General features: G+C 73.7%; 19 protein-coding genes and 1 pseudogene. 10 read left to right on the forward strand and 10 right to left on the reverse strand.

Translation table 11 applies throughout. The features are described 5' to 3' along the window. A pseudogene (locus Ani05nite_RS20195) lies at window positions 1-702 on the forward strand (Neogenin); the annotation flags it as partial. A gap of 39 nt (window positions 703-741) precedes the next feature. On the opposite strand, the gene Ani05nite_RS20200 reads toward Ani05nite_RS20195, so the two are convergent. Then, entirely contained in the window at window positions 742-1,476 is a 735-nt protein-coding gene (locus Ani05nite_RS20200; RefSeq protein WP_203770352.1) for an endonuclease/exonuclease/phosphatase family protein, read from the reverse strand. 88 nt (window positions 1,477-1,564) lie between these two features. Between Ani05nite_RS20200 and Ani05nite_RS20205 the strand changes: the two genes are divergently transcribed. After that, window positions 1,565-2,167: a hypothetical protein gene (locus Ani05nite_RS20205; RefSeq protein ID WP_239130414.1), complete on the forward strand. Its 603-nt coding sequence runs from the start codon at window positions 1,565-1,567 to the stop codon at window positions 2,165-2,167. Between the two features lie 122 nt (window positions 2,168-2,289). Next, entirely contained in the window at window positions 2,290-3,636 is a 1,347-nt protein-coding gene (locus Ani05nite_RS20210) for a TIGR04013 family B12-binding domain/radical SAM domain-containing protein (RefSeq protein ID WP_203770354.1), read from the forward strand. A 47-nt stretch (window positions 3,637-3,683) separates the two neighbouring features. On the opposite strand, the gene Ani05nite_RS20215 is transcribed toward Ani05nite_RS20210, so the two are convergent. Then, window positions 3,684-4,802 carry a threonine synthase gene (locus Ani05nite_RS20215; RefSeq protein ID WP_203770356.1) on the reverse strand — a complete coding sequence of 373 codons (1,119 nt, stop codon included), beginning with the start codon at window positions 4,800-4,802 and terminating at the stop codon, window positions 3,684-3,686. A gap of 204 nt (window positions 4,803-5,006) precedes the next feature. On the opposite strand from Ani05nite_RS20215, the gene Ani05nite_RS20220 reads away from it, so the two are divergent. Together Ani05nite_RS20220 and Ani05nite_RS20225 are read left to right on the forward strand one after the other, a co-directional pair. Further along, window positions 5,007-5,459: an Hsp20/alpha crystallin family protein gene (locus tag Ani05nite_RS20220; protein ID WP_203770358.1), complete on the forward strand. Its 453-nt coding sequence runs from the start codon at window positions 5,007-5,009 to the stop codon at window positions 5,457-5,459. A gap of 415 nt (window positions 5,460-5,874) precedes the next feature. Beyond that, entirely contained in the window at window positions 5,875-7,377 is a 1,503-nt protein-coding gene (locus Ani05nite_RS20225) for a GGDEF domain-containing protein (RefSeq protein ID WP_203770360.1), read from the forward strand. Here Ani05nite_RS20225 and Ani05nite_RS20230 read toward each other — a convergent pair. From Ani05nite_RS20230 to Ani05nite_RS20245, 4 genes are read right to left on the reverse strand one after another with little or no spacing between them, the layout of a single operon-like run. Beyond that, window positions 7,364-8,275 carry a DUF5995 family protein gene (locus Ani05nite_RS20230; RefSeq protein ID WP_239130416.1) on the reverse strand — a complete coding sequence of 304 codons (912 nt, stop codon included), beginning with the start codon at window positions 8,273-8,275 and terminating at the stop codon, window positions 7,364-7,366. The two genes, Ani05nite_RS20225 and Ani05nite_RS20230, sit on opposite strands and share 14 nt — an antisense overlap. Before the next feature lie 60 nt (window positions 8,276-8,335). Continuing rightward, window positions 8,336-9,307: a threonine ammonia-lyase gene (locus tag Ani05nite_RS20235; protein ID WP_203770364.1), complete on the reverse strand. Its 972-nt coding sequence runs from the start codon at window positions 9,305-9,307 to the stop codon at window positions 8,336-8,338. Next, on the reverse strand, window positions 9,304-9,918 hold the full coding sequence (locus Ani05nite_RS20240; protein ID WP_239130418.1) for a TetR/AcrR family transcriptional regulator: 615 nt from the start codon (window positions 9,916-9,918) through the stop codon (window positions 9,304-9,306). The genes Ani05nite_RS20235 and Ani05nite_RS20240 overlap by 4 nt, the downstream gene beginning before the upstream one ends. A 46-nt stretch (window positions 9,919-9,964) precedes the next feature. Further along, complete coding sequence (locus tag Ani05nite_RS20245) at window positions 9,965-11,557, reverse strand: MFS transporter (RefSeq protein WP_203770368.1); 1,593 nt, start codon at window positions 11,555-11,557, stop codon at window positions 9,965-9,967. A gap of 248 nt (window positions 11,558-11,805) precedes the next feature. Here Ani05nite_RS20245 and Ani05nite_RS20250 point away from each other — a divergent pair, with 248 nt between their 5' ends. Genes Ani05nite_RS20250 through Ani05nite_RS20265 form a run of 4 tightly spaced genes read left to right on the forward strand, consistent with a single transcriptional unit; the run spans window position 11,806 to window position 18,626 of the window. Then, the gene (locus tag Ani05nite_RS20250) at window positions 11,806-14,157 is read left to right on the forward strand and encodes a GcvT family protein (RefSeq protein ID WP_203770370.1); all 2,352 of its coding nucleotides are present in this window, start codon (window positions 11,806-11,808) and stop codon (window positions 14,155-14,157) included. Window positions 14,158-14,165: 8 nt separating this feature from the next. Then, complete coding sequence (solA, locus tag Ani05nite_RS20255) at window positions 14,166-15,317, forward strand: N-methyl-L-tryptophan oxidase (protein WP_203770372.1); 1,152 nt, start codon at window positions 14,166-14,168, stop codon at window positions 15,315-15,317. Beyond that, the gene (locus tag Ani05nite_RS20260) at window positions 15,314-16,435 is read left to right on the forward strand and encodes an aromatic ring-hydroxylating oxygenase subunit alpha (RefSeq protein WP_203770374.1); all 1,122 of its coding nucleotides are present in this window, start codon (window positions 15,314-15,316) and stop codon (window positions 16,433-16,435) included. The genes solA and Ani05nite_RS20260 overlap by 4 nt, the downstream gene beginning before the upstream one ends. Before the next feature lie 22 nt (window positions 16,436-16,457). After that, a complete protein-coding gene (locus Ani05nite_RS20265; RefSeq protein ID WP_203770376.1) occupies window positions 16,458-18,626 on the forward strand; it encodes an alpha-galactosidase in 2,169 nt (722 codons plus the stop codon). A 28-nt stretch (window positions 18,627-18,654) separates the two neighbouring features. Here the strand turns inward: Ani05nite_RS20265 and Ani05nite_RS20270 are convergent, their stop codons facing one another. Beyond that, window positions 18,655-19,068, reverse strand: a complete 414-nt coding sequence (locus Ani05nite_RS20270) for a universal stress protein (RefSeq protein ID WP_203770378.1) — start codon at window positions 19,066-19,068, stop codon at window positions 18,655-18,657. A 135-nt stretch (window positions 19,069-19,203) separates the two neighbouring features. Between Ani05nite_RS20270 and Ani05nite_RS20275 the strand changes: the two genes are divergently transcribed. Beyond that, a complete protein-coding gene (locus Ani05nite_RS20275; protein WP_203770379.1) occupies window positions 19,204-20,601 on the forward strand; it encodes an APC family permease in 1,398 nt (465 codons plus the stop codon). A gap of 3 nt (window positions 20,602-20,604) precedes the next feature. Here Ani05nite_RS20275 and Ani05nite_RS20280 read toward each other — a convergent pair whose 3' ends face one another. The 3 genes from Ani05nite_RS20280 to Ani05nite_RS20290 form a co-directional block, all read right to left on the reverse strand. Then, a complete protein-coding gene (locus Ani05nite_RS20280; protein ID WP_203770381.1) occupies window positions 20,605-21,366 on the reverse strand; it encodes a dihydrodipicolinate synthase family protein in 762 nt (253 codons plus the stop codon). A 75-nt stretch (window positions 21,367-21,441) separates the two neighbouring features. Then, window positions 21,442-22,608, reverse strand: a complete 1,167-nt coding sequence (locus tag Ani05nite_RS20285) for an ABC transporter ATP-binding protein (protein WP_203770383.1) — start codon at window positions 22,606-22,608, stop codon at window positions 21,442-21,444. Between the two features lie 34 nt (window positions 22,609-22,642). After that, window positions 22,643-23,476 carry a carbohydrate ABC transporter permease gene (locus Ani05nite_RS20290; protein WP_203770385.1) on the reverse strand — a complete coding sequence of 278 codons (834 nt, stop codon included), beginning with the start codon at window positions 23,474-23,476 and terminating at the stop codon, window positions 22,643-22,645.

A 23,476-nucleotide genomic window follows, 5' to 3' on the forward strand; every position in this document is an offset into this window, starting at 1 on the left:
ACCACGCAGGTCTCGGTCGACGTGGACCGGACCGCCCCGGTGATCACGCCGACCGTGCAGGGCCGGCCCAACGGCGCCGGCTGGTACAACACCGCCCCCACGGTCACCTTCCAGTGCGCCGACGCGGTCTCGGCCGTGGCCCTCTGCCCCGCCGCCCAGGTGGTGTCCACCGACGGTACGGGCACCGTCGTGGCGGGCGACGCCGCGGACCGGGCCGGCAACACCGCCTCGGCCGAGGTCAAGGTCAACGTCGACCGGACCGCGCCGGTCACGACCGTCGTGGGCGTCGCCGAGGGCGCCGTGTACGCCTCCGACGCGGTGCCGACCGCCTCCTGCCGGACCACCGACCAGGGTTCGGGCGCGGCGCTGGAGCCGAAGCCGCTCGTCACCACGGCGGCCAACGGCAAGCAGACCGTGCTCTGCGCGGCGGCCGTGGACAAGGCCGGCAACCAGGGCGCCGACGCCGCCGTCACGTACACGGTGACCACGAGCCTCGGCACGCTGCGGGACCTCACCCACGAGTACCTCGCCGGCGCGCCGGCCGCGACCGTCCAGACCTTCGACAAGGCCCTGGACAAGCGCAACCTGGTCCCCTACATGGCCGAGGTGATCATCCACTCGAGCGGGCGCAAGGCGGTCCTGACCCAGAAGCAGGCGGCGACGCTGCTCAGCTGGGCGGTGGTGCTCGACGCGCGCCGCTGACCAAGCGCACCGCACGGTGTACGGCAGCGCCGGGGCTCGTCACGAGCCCCGGCGCTGCCGCGTCGGGTCCGGCGCCGGCCCGGCCCGGAGGGTGACGACCACGGGGAGGTGGTCGGAGCCGACCGCGGGGGCGACGGCCGCGGTGACGGCGGTGATCCCGGGGCCGAGCAGCACGTGGTCGATCTGGGCGACCGGCCGGTGCGCCGGCCAGGTCCGGCCGCGCAGCGCCGGGCGGTACGGCCGGGCCAGCAGCACGGTCGGCCGGCACATGTTGAGGTCCCCGGCGATGACGGTCGGCCCGGCCGGGGCCGGCAACGCGGCCAGGAGCCGGCGCAACTGGCTCGGACCACGGGTGAGCCGGTGGGTCAGGTGGACGTTCACCACCCTCAGCCCGGGGAACGTGACGACCTGGGCCAGCCGGGCGCCCACCGGGTCGCGGGCCGCCGTGCCGAGCGGCACGGTGGCGCAGTGCTGCCAGGGCACCCGGCTGAGCACGGCCAGACCCCAGGCTCCCCGCTCGCCGGCGGCGGCGCCGCCGGCGATCCGCAGCTCGCCCAGCGACCGGCCGGTGACCATGTCGAGCTCGGCGACGTGCGGATAGCCGCAGTCGGCCGCGGCCGCCGCGGCGATGCTCGCGGCGCGGCCGGTCCGCCAGTTCTCCTGCACGACGACCACGTCGGTGTCGAGGGCGGCGAGGGCGTTCTTCACCGGGTACGCGACGCCGTGCCGGTCGAGACCGCAGTGCAGATTGAGGCTGGCGAGGCTCAGGGTCACGTCGAGCTCCCCTTCGCGCCTCCACTGCCGGAACGCCCCGCGGCCGAGCCTAGCCGGATCATGGCTCCCGCGAGGGCGGAACGAGGCGATGCTGAAGGTGGTCGGCCAAGCGCCCCCGCGGTCGCCCGCGCGCTCATACGCTGATGGTGTGCACACGATCCTCAGTACGGGCAGCCGGTTGGATCCGGGCGTCACGCTTCCGGAGGGTGCCGGCCTGACGATGGTCACCGGGGCGCCGGTGGAGTTGCTGATAGCGCTGAGTCGCCCGCATGAGCTTGAGGTCCAAGCGGTCACGGCGGCGCCGACCCGATTCGCGTGGGTCGACGCCGGCGCCGCGGCGGTGCTGTTGTACCGCCTCGGCCCGGTGTTGCCGTGGGCACAGGTGACGTTCCATCCCCATCTGGTTCCGGCCGCGGAGGGGCCGGCCGGGTTCGACGACACGTACGGGGTGCGGATCGTGCTGGTCGACCGGGACAGCCGGGTGGTCCGGGCGGTGCACCGGGTCCGGTGGCCGGCCGACTTCGTCTCGGTGGTGCAGGAGTCGGTGGCCAGGATGCAGGAGGCGCCGTTCAACCGTCTGACCCATGAGTATGCCGTCGCCGCGTTGCACCGCCGGTACCCGACGGCGGAGGATCTGGTGGTCGACCGGGCTGAAGCGCACTGCATCGCCGCACCGATCCGGGCGGGGTGAGCGTCCGCAGCCGCTACCGACCGCCGCATCCCGCGGAACAGGCTGTCGCCCGGTGCGACGGTCGAGCAGGCCGATCCGGGCCGCAGTCGGGATCACGCTCCACGAACTGACAGAATCGCCGGATGAGTGGTCCTGAACTGGTCTTGGTGCTGCGCTACCGCAAGGCGGTGACGTACGGCTTCCACGTGCTTCTCGGCGCCTTGGAACAGCACGGGACAACCACTCGATACGAAGTCCGCTTCGGCGAGACCCCCGCATCGACCGCCGAGCACATCCGGGCCGCGCTCGCCACCGGCGCCAAGGTGCTCGTCCTCTGGTCCTTCTACTCCCCCGACGCCGCCGCACTCGCAGAAGAGCTCGCTCTCGTCCGCCGGCTGGCGGACGGCCCGTCCGTGCTCCACATCGCCGGCGGCGTCCACGCCACCGCCGAGCCGGTGCAGACCCTGGACGCCGGCTGGGACATCGCGGCGGTCGGCGAGGGAGAGACCACCCTGCTCAAGCTCGTCGACGCCGTCGGCGCGCCCACCGGCATCACGGGCCTGGTCTACCGCGACGCCGCCGGCGACATCATCAAGACCGGCCGTCCCGAGCGGCGGCCGCTCGACGACTTCCGCGGCTTCTCCCTCCGATGGGACCGCTTCAACGCCCTCGAAATCACGAGAGGCTGCGTCTTCTCATGTCGGTTCTGCCAGACCCCGTTCATGTTCTCCGCGAAGTTCCGCCACCGCAGCGTGGCCGACGTCCGCTGGCACGTCGACCGGATGCGCGAGCGCGGCCTGCGCGACGTCCGCTTCATCACCCCGACGGCGCTGTCGTACGGCAGCCAGACCGACGAGCCGAACCTGGCCGCCGTGGAGGACCTGCTGGCCTCCTGCCACGAGGGGATCGGACCGCGCGGACGGGTGTTCTTCGGCTCCTTCCCCAGCGAGATCCGCCCGGAACACGTGAGCCGTGAGGCGCTGCGCCTGGTCCGGCGCTACTGCGCGAACACCAACATCATCGTGGGCGCGCAGTCCGGCTCGGACCGCGTGCTGGCCGCGGCCAAACGCGGCCACGACGTCGAGCAGGTCCGGCGGGCCGCCCGGCTGGCCATCGAGGAGGGCTTCCGGATCAACGTCGACATGATCTTCGGGATGCCCGGCGAGGACCACGCCGACGTGCAGGCGTCGCTGTCGCTGGCCCGCGAGCTGGCGGAGCTGGGGGCCCGCATCCACGCGCACACGTTCATGCCGCTGCCGGGCACGCCCTGGCGCGACGCGCCGGCCGGCGACGTGGACCCGGAGACCGTCCGGGAGGTGGACCGGCTGTCGCAGCGGGGCGCGCTGTACGGGCACTGGCAGCGGCAACGCGACCACGCCCACCGGCTGGCGGCCGCGGCGCAGGCCTACCCGCGGCCGGGCCGCAGCCGGACCCTGCTGCCGGTGGTCACGCCCGCCGACCCGGCGGTTCCCGACCAGGGTGGCCGCTGAGCGCACGCGGACGGCGGCACACCGGCCCGTGCACCGGAGGGACCGCCTCAGCGCTCGTCCAGCAGCCGCCCGACGGCGTCCCCCGCCTTCAGCGCCGACCCGGTCAGCACCACCACCGCCGTCTCCCCGGCCCGCAGCGTCCCCCGGCGCCGGAACTCCCGGATCGCCGGCACCACGATCGCGCTGGTCGGCTCGGCGTACAGGCCGCGGCCGGCCAGCTCGAAGGTCGCCGGCGCGATGTCGGCCTCGGCGACCGCGGCCAGGTCGCCGCCGGATTCGCGGATCGCCGCGAGCACCTCCCGGTCGCGGACCGGCATCGCGATCGCCGTGCCCTCGGCGACCGTCGGACGCCACGGGCCGGGTGCGACCGTGGCCGCGCCGGCCGCGAAGGCGGCGACCAACGGGCTGCAGTGCGCGGGCTGGGCCACCAGCAGGCGGGGCCGGTGGCCGATGGCGCCGGAGCGCAGCAGCTCACCGAAGCCCAGGTGGCAGCCGAGCACCAGGCTGCCGGCCCCGGCCGGCAGCACGACCGCGTCCGGCGCGCGGAAGCCCAGGTCCTCCCAGATCTCGTACGCCAGCAGCTTGGTGCCCTGCAGGAAGTACGGGTGCCAGTTGTGGCTGGCGTAGTACGTCGAGGCCGAACGGCGTACCGCCTCGTCCGCGGTGGCCTGGCGGCTGCCCGGGACCAGCTCGACCGTCGCGCCGTGCGTCCGGCTCTGCCGGATCTTCGCCGGGGACGTGGACTCCGGGGCCAGGATCGTCGCCCGGATGCCGGCGGCCGCGGCGTACGCGGCCACCGACGAGCCGCCGTTGCCGCTGCTGTCCTCGAGCATCTCGGTGACGCCCTGCGCGGCCAGCACCGACATCATCACGGTGGTGCCGCGGTCCTTGAAGCTCGCGGTCGGGTTGAACCATTCGGGCTTGACCGCCAGCGGCACGCCGTCGAGGGTGAGGTCCAGCAGCGGGGTGCACCCCTCGCCGAGGGTGACCGGCCGGTCGAGGGGGTACGGCAGCGCGGCCGCGTACCGCCACTGGGAGCGGACGGCGCCGTCCACGTCGTCGCGGGTGATGCCGGGCAGCGGCTCGACCAGCAGCGGGGAGCCGTCGTCACCGCGCCAGCGCGGCTCGTCGAGGGGGTAACGGCGGCCGGCCCGGTCCACAAGCATGACCCGATCCTGCCAGAGCCGGATTTTCTCCCGGAAGCGCTTGGCACTCCGCCGGCGGCAGTGCTAAAAATGTCTTGTCGCTGCTGCTCATCGCGGTGATGGACCACCACGACGGGCGGTGCGACCTCGGCAGAGTTGATCTGTTAGCCGAGCGCCACGCGCCCGCCGGACAGGCCGGCGGGCCCCGTCGAGGAGGTGGATTCCGTGGTGCTGACTTTCGATCCTTTCCGTGAGTTCGACCGGCTGGCCGGGCAGGTGTTCGGCGGCCCGGCGGGCGGCGCGGCCACCCTGGCGATGCCCATGGACCTGTACCGCTCGGGGGACCATTTCGTCCTGCACTGCGACCTGGCCGGTGTCGACCCCGGCTCGGTGCAGGTGGACGTCGACGGCAAGGTGCTGACGATCCGCGCGGAGCGCAGCGCCCGCACCGACAACGACGTCCAGTGGGTACGCCGCGAACGCGCCACCGGCACCTTCGAGCGCCGGCTCACCCTGGGTGACGGTCTCGACCTCGACAAGATCGCCGCCACCTGGCAGGACGGGGTCCTGACCCTGACCATCCCGGTGGCCGAGGCCGCCAAGCCGAGGCGCATCGCGATCAGCACCGGCGCCACCGCCCGGGCCGAGGAGGCCGCTCCGGCGCTCGCCGGCTCCTGACCTGCTCCTCCCGAACGCCCGGCGGGCGGCGACGCCCGCCGGGCACCCGGCACCGAACCACCCACGACCGGCCGCCCGGAAGGCGATGCGCCGCCCGGGCGGGCCGAGCCACGACCGGCCGCCCGGAAGGCGATGCGCCGCCCGGGACAGCGGCCGGGAACCCGGCAGGCTGGCCTTCGGCCGGGCGGTGCGCCCACCGGACGGCGAGCCGCGCCCGGGAACGCGAGCCACACCCTCGCAACGGCTGCCGGGCGAGCGGTTGCGCCGCCCGGCAGCAGCCTCACCGCACCGCAGGTCACGCACGACCACGACCCCGGTCCGGCGGGCGGTGCGCCCGCCGGACCACGCGCCGCCCCGGGGCGGCGCCCCGGCCCGGACCCTCAGAACGGGCCGGAACGCGCCGATAGGCGGGGACGTGCAGGTACACCCCGGAGTCGCCGAGGCCACGATCGAGTCGCTGATCGCGGACATCTACGTGCGTCACGACGGGATGGCCGGCCGGGCCCGTGAGCTGATCCGGGCGGCGAGCGCCGCCGGCGACGCCCGGCACGCCGCTCTGGGCCGGCTGGTGCTGGCCGAGCTGGACAACCGCGGCGGGCGGGTCGCCGAGGGGGTCCGGCAGGCGCGGGACATCCTGGCCGCCGGCGACGACCGGGTGGTCATCGCGCACGCCCACGCCGTGGTCGCCGGCGGGCTGTGGCGGGCCGGCGACAACGCCGAGGCGGTACGGCACGCGTACCAGGCCGACCGGATGCTCACCGACGGCGACCCGCTCGCCCTGCGGGTGGACCACGCGATCATCCTGGCGCTGCAGGTCAACGACCAGCGGATCGGCGGCATCTCGCACAGCGAGTTCGAGGCCGCGCAGCAGCTCGCCGACGCCTGCGGGCGGCCGGCGCTGATCCTGGCCAACCTGAACAACTGGGCCTGGTGTGCCTACTCCCACGGGGATCTGGACAGCGCCGCCGCGCTGGTCGAGCGGATGCGCTCGCACAGCGACCGCAGCGGGGAGCCGCTCAACGCCTCCTGCGCCGACACCGTGGCGCGCATCCTGCTGGAGACCGGCCGGCCGCGGGACGCCACGCTGGTGATCGAGGAGGCCATCGCGCGCGCCGCGCCGACCGACTCGGACGCGATCCCGGCCGCGCTGATGACCCTGGCCGACATCCAGCGCCGGGACGGCAACACCGGCACGGCGATGCGGACGCTGGCCAAGTGCCGGGAGATCGCCGCCCGGGACCGGCTGGGCGACGTCGACGCGCTGGCCCTGCGGATGCTGGCCGGCTGCCACGCCGAGCTGGGCGACTTCGAGGCCGCGTACCGGGAGATGGTCGACTTCCACGAGGCCTGGACCGTGCGCCGCACCGAGCAGAGCGAGGTCATGGCCCGGGTCACGCACGCGCAGTTCGCCGTCGACGAGGCCCACCGCAACACCGAGCTGTTCCGCGAGATGGCCGAGCGGGACGCGCTCACCGGGCTGTGGAACCGGCGCCGGTCCGACGCGCGGCTGGCCGCGGTGCTGGCGGCGGGCGCGCCGGCCGCCGTCGCGCTGCTCGACCTGGACCACTTCAAGCAGATCAACGACACCCACACCCACGCCGTCGGCGACCTCGTGCTGTGCCGGGTCGCGGAGATCCTGCAGGCGGTGCCCGGGCACGCCGGCCGGCACGGCGGCGAGGAGTTCTTCCTGGTGCTGGACACCGGCCTGGCCGCCGCGGCGCGGACCTGCGAGGCGCTGCGGGCGGCCGTGGCCGGCTACGACTGGCCGGCCGTGGCCCCCGGCCTGCGGGTGACCACCAGCATCGGGCTCACCGCGGTGCGCGCCGACGACGACGCGCACACGGTCGTCCGGCGCGCCGACGAGCACCTCTACGCGGCCAAGCGCGCCGGCCGGAACCGGCTGGTCAGCGACCGCTGACGTCGTCGTCCGGGTCCCCCCGCAGGACGTCGCGGACCCCGTGCAGCAGCCGGCCGCCGCGGTTGACCAGTTCGTCGCCGAGCAGCAGCAGCTCGCCGACGTACGCCGAGGCCCGGTCCATCACCAGCAGCGCCCGGTCCAGGTCGTCCTCGTCGTCGCGCAGCGCCCACAGCCGTTCGGCCTGCTCCCAGGCGTGCGCCCGGGTCGCCGCGACCAGCACCCGCTGGCTCCAGTCGTCCAGGTTGCCGACCAGCGCGTCGATCCGCAGCTGCAGCGGCGTCGAATACCGCCGGCGCAGCCCCGGGATCTCCTCGAAGAAGATCTGGTTGATCAGCAGGTAGTCGGGGTGGATCCTGTCCGGGTCCGGCGGGCCGAGCTGCTCCCAGGTGCTGACCAGGGCCAGCGCCAGGTCGTGGTTGATGTGCGCGTTGACGCCGAGCATGGCCGCGGCCAGCTTGCTCACGCCCCGGTCCTGGGCCCGGCGGAACAGCACCTCCCAGGCGTCGGGGGTGGCCGTGTCCTCCTCGCCCCAGAGACGCAGCGCGGCGAAGTAGCGCTTGGCGAACTCGACGTCGAGCAGCTCCAGGAAGTCCTTGTCGTGGACCCCGGTGCCGCGCAGCGCCTTGGCCACCCGGTCGGTGATGGTGAAGTAGAGCGAGTTGAAGGCGGCGACCCGGTTGTCGGCCGGGGGCGGCAGCCCGTCGAAGATCCCCTGCGCGGTGGTCAGGTGGTTGAGCACGGTGCCGATGTCGGCACACTCGGCGGCACACAGGTCGGCGACCTCGATGTGCGCGGGCGCCCACCCCCGGCCGTCCACCGGCGGCATGATCTGCAGCCGTTCGTCGCGCAGCACGACGGCGCTGCGCTGGGCGTTGTCGCGGTCGAAGGCGACTGTCATCGATTCCTCCACGCCGTACACCATGGAGAACCCGGACCCCGCTGACCAGGGTCCGGGCGGCTACCCGACAGTAATCCCGCCGGTGACCACCTCGGCGAAGCGTACGGCGTCGATGTTGCCGCCGGACAGCACGACACCCACCCGGCGCGGCAGCGGCCGGACCCGCCCGGCCAGTAGCGCGGCCAGGCCGGTGGCGCCGCTGGGCTCCAGCACGATCCGCAGCCGCTCGAAGGCGAACCGCATGGCGTCGCGGATCTCGTCGTCGTCGACCAGCACGACCTCGTCGAGCAGCCGGCGGTTGATCGAGAAGGTCAGCTCGCCGGGGATCTCCGCGGCCTGGCCGTCGGCGATGGTGCGCGGCACCGGGATCGCGACCCGCTCCCCCGCCGCCAGCGAGCGCCGGGTGTCGTCACCGGCCGTGGGCTCCACGCCGATCATGCGGATCGCCGGGTGCAGCCCCTTGGCCGCGGTCGCGCTGCCGGCCATCAGCCCGCCGCCGCCGACCGGGGTCAGCAGGGCGTCGAGCTCGCCGGCCTGCTCCAGCAGCTCCAGCGCCGCGGTGCCCTGCCCGGCGATCACGTGCGGGTGCTCGTACGGCGGGATCAGCGCCAGCCCCCGCTCGGCCGCCAGCGCGGCGCCGAGCGCGACCCGGTCGCCGGTGTAGCGGTCGTAGGTGACGATCTCGGCGCCGTACCCGGCCGTCGCCGCCCGCTTGGACGCCGGGGTGTCGGCCGGCATCAGGATGACCGCGGTGGCGCCGAACTCCCGGGCGGCCAGGGCGACCGCCTGCGCGTGGTTGCCCGACGAGTACGCCGTGACGCCCCGGGCCCGCCGGCGCGGGTCGAGCCGGGAGACGGCGTTGAACGCGCCGCGGAACTTGAAGGCGCCGACCCGCTGGAAGTTCTCGGCCTTGAGGTGCACCTCGGCGCCGGCCAGCCGGTCCAGGGTGCGCGAGCGCAGCACCGGGGTGCGGTGGGCGACGCCGTCCAGCCGGGCGGCGGCCTCGCGGACGTCGCCGAGGGTGACGGTCACGCCGCGGCGCCCCGGAGCACGGCGTCGACCAGGTCCTCGGCGAAGGTGTCGGCGGCGACCCGGGTGCTCCACTGCATGACGTTCTGCGCGAAGGACGGCCCGGACAGCATCAGCAGGGTCAGCTCCACGTCGAGGTCGGCGCGCAGCTCACCGGAGGCGATCCCGCGGCGCAGCACCCCGCGCAGCACCTCCCGGCGGGGCTCCATCACGCTCTGGTGGATCCGGCGCATCTCCGGGCTCCGCGCGATCTCCGGCAGCAGGCACGCGGTGACCTTGCCGTAGTGCTCCATGCGCTTGTTGCGCATGGCCGAGATGAGCATGACGAGGTCGTCGCGGACCGACTCGCCGGCGAGCTCGGGCAGCGGGCCCTTCATGGCGGCGACCGCGTCGACCAGCAGCGCCTCCTTGTTGGCCCAGCGCCGGTAGATGGTCGCCTTGCCCACGCCGGCCTTGGCCGCCACCGCCTCCATCGACAGGGAGTCGGCGCTCTGGCCGGAGCCGAGCAGGTCGAAGACGGCCTGGATGATCGCGTGATCGACCTGCGCGTTGCGCGGCCGGCCAGGCGCCTTGCGGTCCTGGCCGGCCGGTTCCTGAACGCTGACCGTCGTCATGGGCTCCATTGTTACCGAGCCTTCATGTCGTGGCCACCTGTCCCCGTCATGACGCGTCGACCAGCTCGATGCCCTGCTCCTCCGCGAGCCCCTCCGCGGAGGTGGGCGCGGGCGCCGTCGCCGGCCGCTTGCCCGGCAGCCAGATCGCCGCCACCAGCGCACCGAGCAGCGCGAAGATCGTGCTGCCGATCGAGGCGTGGTGCATCGCGGTGATGAAGGCGTCGTTGGCCGACCGGATCAGCGCGTCGCCGGCCGGGCCGGCCTGCTCGGCCACGCCGTAGGCGCCGGAGATCGACTCCCGGGCGACCTCGCGCGCGGCGGTCGGCAGTCCGGCCGTGGCCGTCGTGACGTCGTCGCGGTACGAGGAGGAGACGACCGCACCCAGCGCGGCCACGCCCAGGGCGCCGCCGATCTGGCGGATCGTGTTGCTGACCGCCGAGCCGACGCCGGCCTTCTCCCGCGGCAGCACCGACATGATCGCCTCGGTCGCCGGCGGCATCACGTTGGCCATGCCGACGCCCATGAGGAAGAACAGCGCCCCGACGACCCAGATCGGCGTCGTCGCGCCGACGACCATCCAGCCGGCCAGGCCGGCCGCGACCAGGATCAGGCCGACGGTGCTGACCAGCTTGGGGCCGAAGCGCTTGACCATGGCGGCGCTGCGCGGGGCGAAGACCATCTGGGCCACGGCGAAGGGTACGAACAGCGCGCCGGAGGCCAGCGGGCCGTAGCCGCGGACCAGCTGCAGGTAGAAGGCGCTGAAGAACATCGCGCCCATGGCGGCGAAGAACACCAGGCCGATGGCGCCGACCGAGGCGGAGAACTGCGGGATGCCGAAGAGCTTGACGTCCAGCGACGGGAAGGCGATGCGGCGCTCGTACAGCACGAAGCCGGCCAGCACCGCGACCGAGGCGACCAGCGGGATCCACGCCTGCGGCCGGCCGAAGCCCTGCTCGCCGCCCTCGATGACGCCGTAGGTGAGCAGGGTGAGCCCGACGATCGACAGCAGCACGCCGACGAGGTCGATGCGGCCCGGCCGCGGGTCGCGCGACTCGGGGACCAGCACGCTGACCAGCACCACGCCGGCGATCACCACGGGCACGTTGATGAGGAACACCGAACCCCACCAGAAGTGCTGGAGCAGCAGGCCGCCGACGATCGGGCCGATGGCGACGCCCAGGCCGACGGCGCCGGCCCAGACCCCGATGGCCCGGCCGCGCTCGCGGGGGTCGAACACGTTGGAGATGATCGACAGGGTCGAGGGCATGACCGCGGCGGCGCCCAGGCCCATCAGCGCGCGGGCCCAGATGAGCTGGTCGGCGCTCTGGGCGTAGGCCGAGGCCAGCGAGGCGAGGCCGAACAGCACCAGGCCGACGGTCAGGGTGATCCGCCGGCCGAGCCGGTCGGCCAGGATGCCGGCGGTGAACAGCAGGCCGGCGAAGACCAGGGTGTACGAGTTGATGGCCCACTCGAGCTGGCTCTGGCCGGCGCCGAGCCCCCGCTGCGGGTCGGCGATGGTGCGCAGCGCGACGTTGAGGACGGTGTTGTCCAGCACGACCACGAGCAGGCTGATGACGAGTACGCCGAGGATGGCCCAGCGCCGGGGGTGCCCGGAGTTCTCTGCGGCAGGAACGTCCATGGAGTGCCACTCCTGAGGTCGACGGAGATTTGCGATACGAAACAGTTCCGTATCTCTGGCCGACCGTAGACCGGTACCCGACGATACGGAACAGCCTCGTATCGTATTGTGTCGACCGTCACGCCCGGCAGGGTTTGTTGCGTCGCGGTAAAAGTCTCGATCACCCATTGACCGCCGCCGCCGGCCCTACGGATCCTGTGACGACGGAGCCCGGCCCCGCGTTTTCGTTCGTCGAAGGGACACAGGGCATGACGATCGTCATCATCGGCGCCGGGATCGTCGGGTGCTCGCTCGCGGACGAGCTCACCCTGCGCGGCCGCACCGACGTCACGGTGCTGGAGCAGGGCCCGCTGTTCCGCACCGGCGGGTCCAGCTCGCACGCCCCGGGCCTGGTCTTCCGGACCAACCCGTCGCGGACCATGGCCCGCCTCGCCGGGTACACCGTGGACAAGCTGACCGAGCTCGGCTGCTTCGACGCGGTCGGCAGCCTGGAGGTGGCCACCACCCCGGAACGCCTGCGCGAGCTGCACCGCCGGCACGGCTACGCCACCGCCTGGGGCATCGAGGCCGAACTGCTCGGCCCGGAGGCCACCCGGGACCGGTACCCGCTGCTCGGCGAGGTGCTCGGCGGGCTGCACGTGCCGGGTGACGGGCTGGCCCGGGCCGTGGACGCCGCGGAGGCCCAGGCCCGCCGGGCCACGGCCCGCGGCGCGCGGTTCCTGCCGCACCAGCGGGTGGTGGCGATCGAGCGCAGCGACGGCCGGGTGACCGGGGTACGCACGGACGACGCCCACTACCCGGCCGACACCGTGGTCAGCTGCGCCGGCTTCTGGGGCCCCGCGGTCGGCGCCCTCGCCGGCGTGCCGGTGCCGCTGCTGCCCATGGCCCACCAGTACGCCCGGACCGCGCCGCTGCCCGGCCCGCTGCCCGCCCCGATCCTGCGCCACCAGGACCGCGACCTCTACTTCCGGTCCCACGGCGACCGGCTGGGCATCGGCTCCTACCTGCACCGGCCGATGCCGGTCACGCTGGCCGAGCTGGCCGCGGGCCCGCAGCCGTCGATGCTGACGTTCACCTCGGACGACTTCGCCGAGTCGTGGCGGGCCGCGGCCGGCCTGCTGCCCGGCCTGGCGGGCAGCGCGGTCGAGGAGGGCTTCAACGGCGTCTTCTCGTTCACCGCGGACGGCTTCCCGCTGCTCGGCGAGTCCCGCGAGGTCCGCGGCTTCTGGACGGCCGAGGCGGTCTGGGTGACGCACTCCGCGGGCGTGGCCCGGGCGATGGCCGAGTGGCTCGTCGACGGGCGCCCGGGCGTCGACCTGCACGAGTGCGACCTGAACCGCTTCGACGTCGCGCAGCTGTCCCCGGCCTACGTGCGGGAACGCTCGGTGCGCAGCTTCGTCGAGGTCTACGACATCGTCCACCCGCTCGACCCGCCGTCGGTGCGGGACCTGCGGGTGAGCCCGTTCCACGTCCGGCAGCGCGAGCTCGGCGCGGTCTTCGGCGAGGCGGCCGGCTGGGAGCGGCCCCTGTGGTACGAGGCCAACGCCGCGCTGCCCCGCGTGGCCGCGCCGCGCGACGACTGGTCGGCCCGGCACTGGTCGCCCATCGCGGCGGCCGAGGCGCAGGCCACCCGCGAACGCGTCGCCCTCTACGACATGACCCCGCTGACCCGCCTGGAGGTCACCGGCCCGGTCTCCTTCCTGCAGGGGCTCACCAGCAACGACGTGGACCGCCCGGTCGGCACCGTGGTCTACACCCTGCTGCTGGACGACGCGGGCGGCATCCGCAGCGACGTGACCGTGGCCCGGCTCGCCGACGACCGGTTCCAGGTGGGCGTCAACGGCCCGCTGGACCTCGACTGGCTGGCCCGCCGCGCCCCGCGGGACGTGGTGATCCGCGACATCACCGGCGCCACCTGCTGCGTGGGCGTGTGGGGCCCGCTGGCCCGGGAGCTGGTCGCGCCGCTGGCCGACATCGACGTCTCGGCCGGCGCGTTCGGCTACTTCAAGGCGCGGCGGGCCCACCTGGGCCCGGTGCCGGTCACCATGCTGCGGCTGTCCTACGTGGGCGAGCTGGGCTGGGAGGTCTACACCACCGCCGAGCTGGGCCTGCGCCTGTGGGACACGCTGTGGCAGGCCGGCGCCGGGCTGGGCGTCGTCGCCGGGGGCCGGGCCGCGTTCACCAGCCTGCGGCTGGAGAAGGGCTACCGGGCCTGGGGCGCCGACATGACCGCCGAGGACGACCCGTACCAGGCGGGGCTCGGCTTCGCCGTCCGGCTGGACCGGGGCGACTTCGTCGGCCGGGCCGCGCTGCTGGAGCGCCGGGAGCCCACCAGACTGCTCACCTGCCTGCTGCTGGAGGACGAGGGCTGCGTGCCGATGGGCCGCGAGCCGGTGTACGCCCGCGGCGAGCCGGTGGGGTTCGTGACCAGCGCGGCGTACGGGCACACCATCGGCGCGCCCATCGCGTACGCCTGGCTGCCGGCTGCGATCGCCGTGCCCGGCACGGCCGTCCAGGTCGGCTACTTCGACCGGCTGCTGCGCGCCCGCGTGGCCGCCGAGCCGCTGTTCGACCCGAAACACGAACGCATCCGGCGATAGGAGCCAGCGTGGCCGCATTCGACGTCATCGTGGTGGGGCTGGGTGGCATGGGCAGCGCCGCCGTCCACCGGCTCGCCGCGCGCGGGGTCCGGGTGCTGGGCCTGGAGAAGTTCGGCCCGGCCCACGACCGGGGGGCGAGCCACGGCGGCTCGCGCATCACCCGGCAGTCCTACTTCGAGAGCCCCGACTACGTGCCCCTGCTGCTGCGCGCCTACGAGCTCTACGACGCGCTGGCCCGCGACTCCGGCGCCGACGTCATCACACTGACCGGCGGGGTGATGGTCGGGCGGCCGGAGAGCCTGACCGTCTCCGGCAGCCGGCTCAGCGCCGAGCGGTGGGGACTCGAGCACGAGATGCTCGACGCGGCCGCGCTGCGCCGGCGCTTCCCCACGCTGAGCCCGCGCCCGGACGAGGTGGCCCTCTACGAGGCCCGGGCCGGCTTCGTCCGTCCCGAGGCGACGGTGTCGGCCCAGCTCACGCTGGCCGCCCGGGCGGGCGCCGAGCTGCGCTTCGACGAGCCGATGACCGGCTGGGCGCCCGCGACCGGCGGCGGTGTCCGGGTGGAGACCGGCGCCGGCTCGTACACCGCCGGGCAGCTGGTCATCACCCCGGGCCCGTGGGCGCCGCAGCTGCTGGCCGACCTCGGCGTGCCGTTCACCATCGAACGCCAGGTGCAGTACTGGTTCCAGCCGGTCGGCGGGGTCGACCCGTTCCGGCCCGAGCGGCACCCGATCTACATCTGGGAGGAGGCGGACGGCCGCCAGATCTACGGCTTCCCGGCGATCGACGGCCCGGACGGCGGGGCCAAGGTGGCGTTCTTCCGGGGCGGGACGGCCACCACCCCGGAGACCATCGACCGCGAGGTGCACGACCACGAGATCCGCGCGATGGCCGAGCGGGCCCGGCGCAACCTGCCCGACCTGCCCGGCACGTTCCTGCGCGCCAAGACCTGCCTCTACAGCAACACCCCGGACGAGCACTTCGTGATCGCCCGGCACCCGGCGCACGAGGCGGTCACCGTCGCGTGCGGCTTCTCCGGGCACGGCTTCAAGTTCGTCCCGGTGGTCGGCGAGATCCTGGCCGACCTGGCCACCACGGGCACCACGCCGCACCCGATCGACCTGTTCCACCCGCGCCGCCGCACAGGGGTGACCTCATGACCATGACCGAGCTGCCCGCCAGCCTGCTGCGGACCCTGCCGGGCGCCTACTACACCGATCCGGCGATCTTCACTGCCGAGCAGGAGCGCATCTTCGAGCAGATGTGGTTCTGCGCGGTGCGCGGCGCGGACGTCGGCCCGACCGGCGCGTTCCGGACCGTGCGGGTGGGCCGCGAGAGCGTGCTGGTGACCCGCAACGCGGCCGGCCAGGCGCGGGCGTTCCTCAACATCTGCCGGCACCGCGGCGCCCAGCTGTGTGCCGACGAGACCGGCTCGGTCAAGCGCACCTTCCGCTGCACGTACCACGCGTGGGCCTACGACCTGGACGGCAAGCTGGTCGCGGCGCCCAACCTGGTCAAGATGCCGGACATCGACCGCGTCGCGTACGGCCTGAGCCCGGTGCACGTGCGCGAGTGGCTGGGCTACGTCTGGGTCTGCCTGGCCGAGACGCCGCCGTCCTTCGCCGCCACCGTGCAGGGCGCCTGCGAGGAGCGGCTGGGCGACCTGGCCGCGGTGGAGCGCTACGGCATCGAGGACCTCACGGTCGGCCGGCGCATCCGCTACGACGTGCGGGCCAACTGGAAGCTGATCATCGAGAACTTCATGGAGTGCTACCACTGCGCGACCATCCACCCGGAGCTCGTGCACGTGCTGCCGGAGTTCGCGGGCGGCTTCGCGGCGCAGTACTACGTGGGCCACGGCGCGGAGTTCGGGCCGGACGTCGAGGGCTTCACCGTCGACGGCAGCGCCGGGGTGACCCCGATCGCCGGCATCGACCGGGACCAGGACCGCCGCTACTTCGCGGTCACCATCCGGCCCCAGGTCTTCCTCAACCTCGTGCCCGACCACGTGATCCTGCACCGGATGTACCCGCTGGCGGCGGACCGCACGGTGGTCGAGTGCGACTGGCTCTACCGGCCCGAGGTGGTCGCCGAGGGCCGGGACCTGTCCCGCTCGGTGGAGCTGTTCGACCGGGTCAACCGGCAGGACTTCGACGCCTGCGAGCGCTGCCAGCCCGGGATGGCCTCGCGCGCGTACGCGGCCGGCGGCGTGCTGGTGCCCAGCGAGCACCACCTCGCGGGTTTCCACGACTGGCTGCGTACGCGCCTGGCCGGCTGAGCCTTCTCGCTAGGGTGACGGCATGCTCCTCGCCCTGACCGCGGCCGGTGTCACGGTGCTGATCGACGCCACCGCCGGGCGCCTGCCCGCCCTGGCCTACTGGGGCCGGGCGCTGCCGGGCCTCGACGCGGAGCAGGCGCAGGCGCTGGTCGCCACCGGCGAGCCGGTGGCCGGCTCCAACGACCCGGAGGTCCGGCCGCGGGTGGCCGTCCTGCCCGGCCACGACGCCGGCTGGACGGGCCGGCCCGGCCTGCGCGGCTCGTTCGCCGGCGTCGGCTGGTCCCCCGCGTTCACCGTCGCCGCCGTCACCGTCGACGGCGCCCCGGCGCCCGCGTTCCACGCCGGCGGCCCCGGCCGGGTCGAGGTCCGGGCGGTGGACGACGCCGGGCGGCTGGAGCTGCGGCTGGTCCTGGAGCTGCTGCCCGCCGGGCTGCTGCGGGCCCGGGCGGCGCTGCGCAACCGGGCGGCCGAGGGGTACGCCCTGGACGACCTGGTGCTGGCGTTCCCGGTGCCGGCCGAGGCGGACGAGCTGCTGGACTTCACCGGCCGGCACAACCAGGAACGGGTGCCGGTGCGCAGCCCGTTCCCGGCCGGCACGCACCTGCGGGAGAACCGCAAGGGCCGCACCGGCGCCGACAGCGCGTACCTGCTGCACGCGGGCACCGCCGGGTTCGGCTTCGCGGCCGGCCGGATCTGGGCCGTGCACACGGCGTGGAGCGGCAACCACACCCACTACGCCGAGCAGGTGCACACCGGCGAGCGGCTGCTCGGCGGCGGCGAGCTGCTGCTGCCCGGGGAGGTCCGGCTGGCGACCGGCGAGACCTACGAGGGCCCCTGGGTGTACGCCGCGTACGGCGACGGCCTCGACGAGGTGGCCCGGCGCTTCCACCGGCACCTGCGCGCGCGCCGGCCCCCGGTGTCGCCGCGGCGGCCGGTGACGCTGAACGTGTGGGAGGCCGTCTACTTCGACCACGACCTCGACCGCCTGACCGGGCTGGCCGAGCGGGCGGCCGCGGCCGGCGTCGAGCGGTACGTGCTGGACGACGGCTGGTTCGGCTCCCGCCGCGACGACACCTCCGGCCTGGGCGACTGGGTGGTCTCCGCCCAGGTCTGGCCGGCCGGGCTGCACCCGCTGGTCGACCGGGTCGCTCAGCTGGGCATGCAGTTCGGCCTGTGGTTCGAGCCGGAGATGGTCAGCCCGGACTCGGACGTGGCCCGGGCGCACCCCGACTGGATCATGGCGGCCCGCGCGGAGTGGCCGGTCGAGGCGCGCACCCAGCAGGTGCTCAACCTCGGCCTGCCGGAGGCCTACGAGCACGTCAGGACGCAGATCCTGGCCGTGCTCGCGGAGTACGACATCGGCTACCTCAAGTGGGACCACAACCGGGACCTGATCGAGGCGGGCACCCGGCCCGACGGCGGGCGCCCCGGCGTGCACGCCCAGACACTGGCGTTCTACCGGCTGCTGGACGAGATCCGCGCGGCGCACCCGGGACTGGAGATCGAGTCCTGCTCGTCCGGCGGCGCCCGGGTCGACCTGGCGGTGCTGGAGCGTACCGACCGGGTCTGGGTCTCGGACAACATCGACGCCCACGACCGCCAGCGGATCATGCGCTGGACCACCCAGCTGGTCCCGCCGGAGTATCTCGGCTCGCACATCGCCTCCGGCCGTTCCCACGTCACCGGGCGCCGCCACGACCTGGCCTTCCGGGCCGGCACGGCGGTCTTCGGCCACCTGGGCATCGAGTGGGACCTCACCGGGGCGACCCCGGCCGAGACCGCCGAGCTGCGCGAGTGGGTGGCGTTCTTCCGGCGCGAACGCGAGCTGCTGCTGGGCGGGGACCTCGTGCGGATGGACGGTTACGACGACCGCGTGCTGGTGCACGGGGTGGTCGCGCCGGACCGGTCCCGGGCGCTGTTCGCGATGGCGATCACCGACAGCATCGTCCCCGATCCGGTCCCCCGGCTGCGGCTGCGCGGGTTGGACCCCGCGGCCCGCTACCGGGTCGGGCCGGTGGTGGTGGGGGCCGAGCCGGCCGGCCTGATCGCGCCGCGGTGGTGGGGGGCGGACCGCTCGGGCGCCGTGGTCACCGGCGCGGCGCTGGAGCTGGCCGGGGTGGCCTGCCCGCGGATGTATCCGGACCAGGTGCAGCTGTACCGGGCCGACCGCGAGCCGGCCGGCCCGCGCTGAGCCGGCGACCGCGGCCGCCGAGCGCCGGTCAGGCGTCCGGCCGGGTGACCACCAGGACCGGCCGGGACGCCTTCTCGATCAGTTGCAGCGGGAGGCTGCCGAGCAGCCGTTCCGCCACCGCCGGCCGGGTGCTCGCGCCCACCACGATCACGTCGGCCCGCTGCTGGTCGGCGAAGTCCATGATCCGGTCGAGCGGACGGCCGGGCAGCACCGTGCCCTGCGCCTCGATCCCGGCCGCGGCCAGCCGGCGTACCGCCGCGTCCACGGCCTCACCGGCGGCCCGGACGAAGACGCTGCGCGGCGCGGGCGAGAAGCGCTCGAGTTCCACGTGATCCACCGCGACGACCGCCACGGTGGCGCCGGTCTGCTTGGCCAGGCGGGCCACCGCGTCGGTGATCCAGGGCTGGTCGGCGTCGGGCTTGGCAGCCAGCACGATGTGCATGTCGTCCTCCGGCGGGTGGGATCACGTGGGTAGATCCTCGCCCGCGGGCCGCGCCGGAACAAGCCTCTGCGGCGGCGGGTCAGCGTCCCATCGCTTACCGTGAGGCCAGGCATGTCGATGTGGAGGTACGCGGCTATGGCGGACGCGAAGACCCGGGACAGCACGGAACGCGAACAACCGGCTCTGAACCGGGTCATCGGCCCGTGGTTGCTGCTGCTCTTCGTCGTCGGCGACATCCTCGGCACCGGGGTGTACGCGCTCACCGGCAAGGTCGCCGCCGAGGTGGGCGGCGCGGTCTGGCTGCCGTTCCTCATCGCCTTCGTGGTCGCCCTGCTGACCGCGTTCAGCTATCTGGAGTTGGTGACCAAGTATCCGCGGGCGGCCGGCGCCGCGCTCTACACGCACAAGGCGTTCGGCCTGCACTTCCTCACCTTCATGGTGACCTTCGCGGTGATGTGCTCCGGGCTGACCTCGGCGTCCAGCGCGTCGAAGGCGTTCGCCGGCAACTTCGCCGAGGCGTTCGACCTGTCGCTCGGCGAGGGCGCCGGGCTGACCGCGGTGGCGGTCGGGTTCATGACGCTGATCGCGCTGGTGAACTTCCGCGGGGTGGGCGAGAGCGTCAAGGTCAACGTGCTGCTCACCTGCGTCGAGCTGACCGGCCTGCTGATCGTCATCGCGATCGGGGCGTGGGCGCTGGGCGGCGGCGAGGGTGACGTGTCGCGGCTCGTGCAGTTCGACTCGCCGCCGGGCGAGAGCCCTTTCTTCTCGGTCACCGCGGCCACCGCGCTGGCCTTCTTCGCGATGGTCGGCTTCGAGGACTCGGTGAACATGGCCGAGGAGACCAAGGATCCGGTACGGATCTTCCCGAAGGTCATGCTGACCGGCCTGTGCGTCACCGGCGCGATCTACGTGCTGGTCGCCATCTCCGCGGTGGCGCTGGTCACCCCGGCCGACCTCGGCGAGGGCGACGCGCCGCTGCTGAAGGTGGTGTCGGCCGGCGCGCCCGCGTTCCCGCTGTGGGTCTTCGCGTTCATCACCATGTTCGCGGTGGCCAACTCGGCGCTGATCAACATGCTGATGGCCAGCCGGCTGCTCTACGGCATGGCCAACGAGCGGGTGCTGCCCCGGATCCTGGGCCGGGTGCACCGGACCCGCCGGACGCCGTGGGTGGGCATCGTGTTCACCACGCTGATCGCGTTCGGGCTGATCTGGTTCGCCGACCTGACCGCGCTGGGCGGCACCACCGCGCTGCTGCTGCTCTGCGTGTTCACCGTGGTGAACATCGCCGTGCTGGTGCTGCGCCGCGACCGGGTGGAGCACCGGCACTTCCGGGCGCCGACGGCGATCCCGGTGCTCGGCGCGGTGGCCTGCGCCTACCTGGCCAGCCCGCTCTCCGGCCGGGCGGGCGCCGACTACCGGGTGGCCGGCGTGCTGCTGGTCATCGGCGTCGTGCTGTGGGCCCTCACCTACGCGACCAACCGGTTCATCCGGCACCGGGAGACCACGCTGGACCCGACGCACCTGGAGAAGTAGGGCTCAGCCCAGCCGGCGTACCGGTGAGGTGCCGTACAGCCGGCCCATCGCCTCCTTGAGCCCGCCCGGCCGCGCCTTGTACTCCCGCTCCGCGCGCAGCACGACGTGCTGCGCGGCGGCGTCGCCGGCCCAGGCGGCCAGGCACTCGCGCGGCGCCAGGTTCGCCGCCGCGACGACGGCCCCGGCCGCGCCCAGCCAGCTCGCGTAGCCCAGCAGCGCGGAGGCCCCGGTGTAGACGGCCAGGTCCCCGCCGAGGCCGAGCTCGTGGCCGAGCCGGGCCGGGTCGCCGCTGGAGTCCTTGATCCCCGCCAGGCCCAGCTCGCCCAGCGCCTCGACCGGCACCGGCCCGCCCGCGACGCCCGGGTAGTGGTAGGCCAGCACGGGCACCCCGGCGGCGGCGGTCACCCGCTCGTAGAAGCCGGTCAGCGCCCCGCCCAGCCGGGGCGGCGCGACCAGCACCGCGTCCGCGCCCGCGTCGACGGCGCCGGCCACCCGGGTGACGGCCTGCTGCCACCACTCCCCGGAGGCGCCGGCGATCACCGGCACGCCGGGGCAGGCGTGCCGGACGGCGGCGACGAGCTCCACCCGCTCGGCGTCGGTGAGGGTGGCGGCCTCGCCGGTGCTGCCGTTGACCAGCACCGCCCGGATGCCGGCCTCGACCAGCCGGGCGGCGTGCCCGGCGGTGGCCTTGGCGTCGACCGCGGCGCCGGCGTCGAACAGGTTGACCAGGGCGACGGCGGGTCCCGTCCAGAGCGGCTCAGTCATCCACCCAGCCTCCCCGACGCCGGCCCGCGCGGCCAGCGGAACGGCCGGGCCGGCGGACGGGTCCCGCCCCGCCGCTCAGTCGGTGATCAGGTTCTTGCCGGTCGACGCGTCGAACACCTGGATCTTGGAGGTGTCGTACCAGAGCCGGGCGGTCTGCCCGCGCCGGACGTCGGCCCCCGCGTCCAGCCGGGCCGTCACGTCGACGCCGCCGCTGTGCAGCTCGTTGCCGGTGTCCTTGGCCAGGTCGTCGAGCTCCTGCGAGTGCGCCTGGTCGCCCTGCATGGTGAAGTAGGCGTACACGTCGGAGCCCATCGCCTCGACGATGTCGACCGGGGCGTCGAAGGTCGCGCCCGGCTTGTCGCCGACCAGCGAGGCCTCCTCGAAGTGCTCGGGGCGGATGCCGACGATCACCTCCCGGGTGCCGGTGGCCCCGTTCAGCTGCTGCCGGACCCGGTCCGGCAGCTTGGCCTCGCCCAGGGCGGTGACCACGCTGTCCGGCTTGAGCTGGCCCGGGAAGAAGTTCATGGCCGGGCTGCCGATGAAGCCGGCCACGAACAGGTTCGCCGGGTGGGCGTACAGGAACGCCGGCGAGCCGACCTGCTGCACGACGCCGGCGCGCATGACCACCACGCGGTCGCCGAGGGTCATCGCCTCGGTCTGGTCGTGGGTGACGTAGAGGGTGGTGGTGCCCAGGTTCTTCTGGATGCGCGAGATCTGGGTGCGCATCTGCACCCGCAGCTTGGCGTCCAGGTTGGACAGCGGCTCGTCCATGAGGAACGCCTTGGGCGACCGGACGATCGCCCGGCCCATCGCCACCCGCTGACGCTGGCCGCCGGAGAGGTTGGCCGGCTTGCGGTCCAGGTGCTGGGTCAGCTCCAGCATCTCCGCCGCGTGCTGCACCTTCGTGCGGATGGTGTCCTTGTCCAGCCCGGCCAGCCGCAGCGGGAAGCCCATGTTGTCGCCGACGGTCATGTGCGGGTAGAGCGCGTAGGACTGGAACACCATGGCGATGTCGCGGTCCTTGGGGGCCTTGTCGTTGACGACCTGGCCGTCGATGAGCAGCTTGCCGGCGGTGATGTCCTCCAGCCCGGCCACCATGTTCAGCGTGGTCGACTTCCCGCACCCCGACGGGCCGACCAGGATGATGAACTCGCCGTCGGCGATCTCGAGGTTGAAGTCGTCCACGGCCAGGGCGCCGTCGGGGTAACGCTTGACCACATGGTCCAGAACGATCTCGGCCACGTCAGCTCCAAGTGGATGAGTGCGGGTGGATGGGTCAGCCCTTGACGGCGCCCGAGGTGAGCCCGGCGACGATCCGCCGCTGGAAGACCAGCACGAAGATCACGATCGGGATGGTGATGACCACGGCGGCGGCCGCGATCGGTCCGGTCGGCTTCTCGAACGTGGTGGCCCCGGTGAAGTAGCTCATCGCCGCGGGCACGGTGCGCGCGTTGGAGGTCGAGGTGAGCGAGAGCGCGAACAGGAAGTCGTTCCAGCAGGAGATGAAGACCAGGATCGCGGTGGTGAAGATGCCGGGCATGGCCAGCGGCGTGATGACCCGGCGGAAGGCCTGGTACGGCGTCGCGCCGTCCATCTTCGCGGCCTTCTCCAGGTCCCACGGGATCTCCCGGAAGAACGCCGACAGCGTGTAGATGGCCAGCGGCAGCGCGAAGGCGATGTACGGGATGATCAGGCCGGGCCAGGTGTCGAACAGCCCCACCGCCGTCTCGATCTTGAACAGCGGGGTGACCAGCGCGATCTGCGGGAACATCGAGACCAGCAGGGCCATGGCCACGATCGTCCGCTTGCCCGGGAAGTCGAGCCGGGCGATGGCGTACGCCGCCATGGTGCCGAACGCGATGGCGATCAGGGTGGCGATGATGCAGATGCCGATCGAGTTGGCCAGCGCCCGCAGGAAGTCGGAGTTGTTGAAGATCGCGGTGTAGCTGTCGTCGCTGGGCGAGGTCGGGAAGTAGTTGCCGTCGTTGAGGGTCGCGTCGTCCTTGAGCGACAGCGACACGATCCAGAGCACCGGGATGAACGCGTACAGCAGGACGATCGCGTTGACACCCCACCACATCAGCTTGCGGTTGGTGGTCTCCGGCTGCAT

Source organism: Actinoplanes nipponensis (assembly GCF_016862275.1).
Classification (GTDB): domain Bacteria; phylum Actinomycetota; class Actinomycetes; order Mycobacteriales; family Micromonosporaceae; genus Actinoplanes; species Actinoplanes nipponensis.

Excerpts from the sequence above, each read along its gene's own strand:
- Ani05nite_RS20275 (WP_203770379.1), top strand. The coding sequence starts at position 19,204 with ATGGCGGACGCGAAGACCCGGGACAGCACGGAACGCGAACAACCGGCT.
- Ani05nite_RS20260 (WP_203770374.1), top strand. The coding sequence starts at position 15,314 with ATGACCATGACCGAGCTGCCCGCCAGCCTGCTGCGGACCCTGCCGGGC.
- Ani05nite_RS20270 (WP_203770378.1), bottom strand. The coding sequence starts at position 19,068 with ATGCACATCGTGCTGGCTGCCAAGCCCGACGCCGACCAGCCCTGGATC.
- Ani05nite_RS20230 (WP_239130416.1), bottom strand. The coding sequence starts at position 8,275 with ATGACAGTCGCCTTCGACCGCGACAACGCCCAGCGCAGCGCCGTCGTG.
- Ani05nite_RS20280 (WP_203770381.1), bottom strand. The coding sequence starts at position 21,366 with ATGACTGAGCCGCTCTGGACGGGACCCGCCGTCGCCCTGGTCAACCTG.
- Ani05nite_RS20240 (WP_239130418.1), bottom strand. The coding sequence starts at position 9,918 with ATGACGACGGTCAGCGTTCAGGAACCGGCCGGCCAGGACCGCAAGGCG.
- Ani05nite_RS20215 (WP_203770356.1), bottom strand. The coding sequence starts at position 4,802 with ATGCTTGTGGACCGGGCCGGCCGCCGTTACCCCCTCGACGAGCCGCGC.
- Ani05nite_RS20245 (WP_203770368.1), bottom strand. The coding sequence starts at position 11,557 with ATGGACGTTCCTGCCGCAGAGAACTCCGGGCACCCCCGGCGCTGGGCC.
- Ani05nite_RS20290 (WP_203770385.1), bottom strand. The coding sequence starts at position 23,476 with ATGCAGCCGGAGACCACCAACCGCAAGCTGATGTGGTGGGGTGTCAAC.
- Ani05nite_RS20210 (WP_203770354.1), top strand. The coding sequence starts at position 2,290 with ATGAGTGGTCCTGAACTGGTCTTGGTGCTGCGCTACCGCAAGGCGGTG.
- Ani05nite_RS20250 (WP_203770370.1), top strand. The coding sequence starts at position 11,806 with ATGACGATCGTCATCATCGGCGCCGGGATCGTCGGGTGCTCGCTCGCG.
- Ani05nite_RS20265 (WP_203770376.1), top strand. The coding sequence starts at position 16,458 with ATGCTCCTCGCCCTGACCGCGGCCGGTGTCACGGTGCTGATCGACGCC.
- Ani05nite_RS20205 (WP_239130414.1), top strand. The coding sequence starts at position 1,565 with ATGCTGAAGGTGGTCGGCCAAGCGCCCCCGCGGTCGCCCGCGCGCTCA.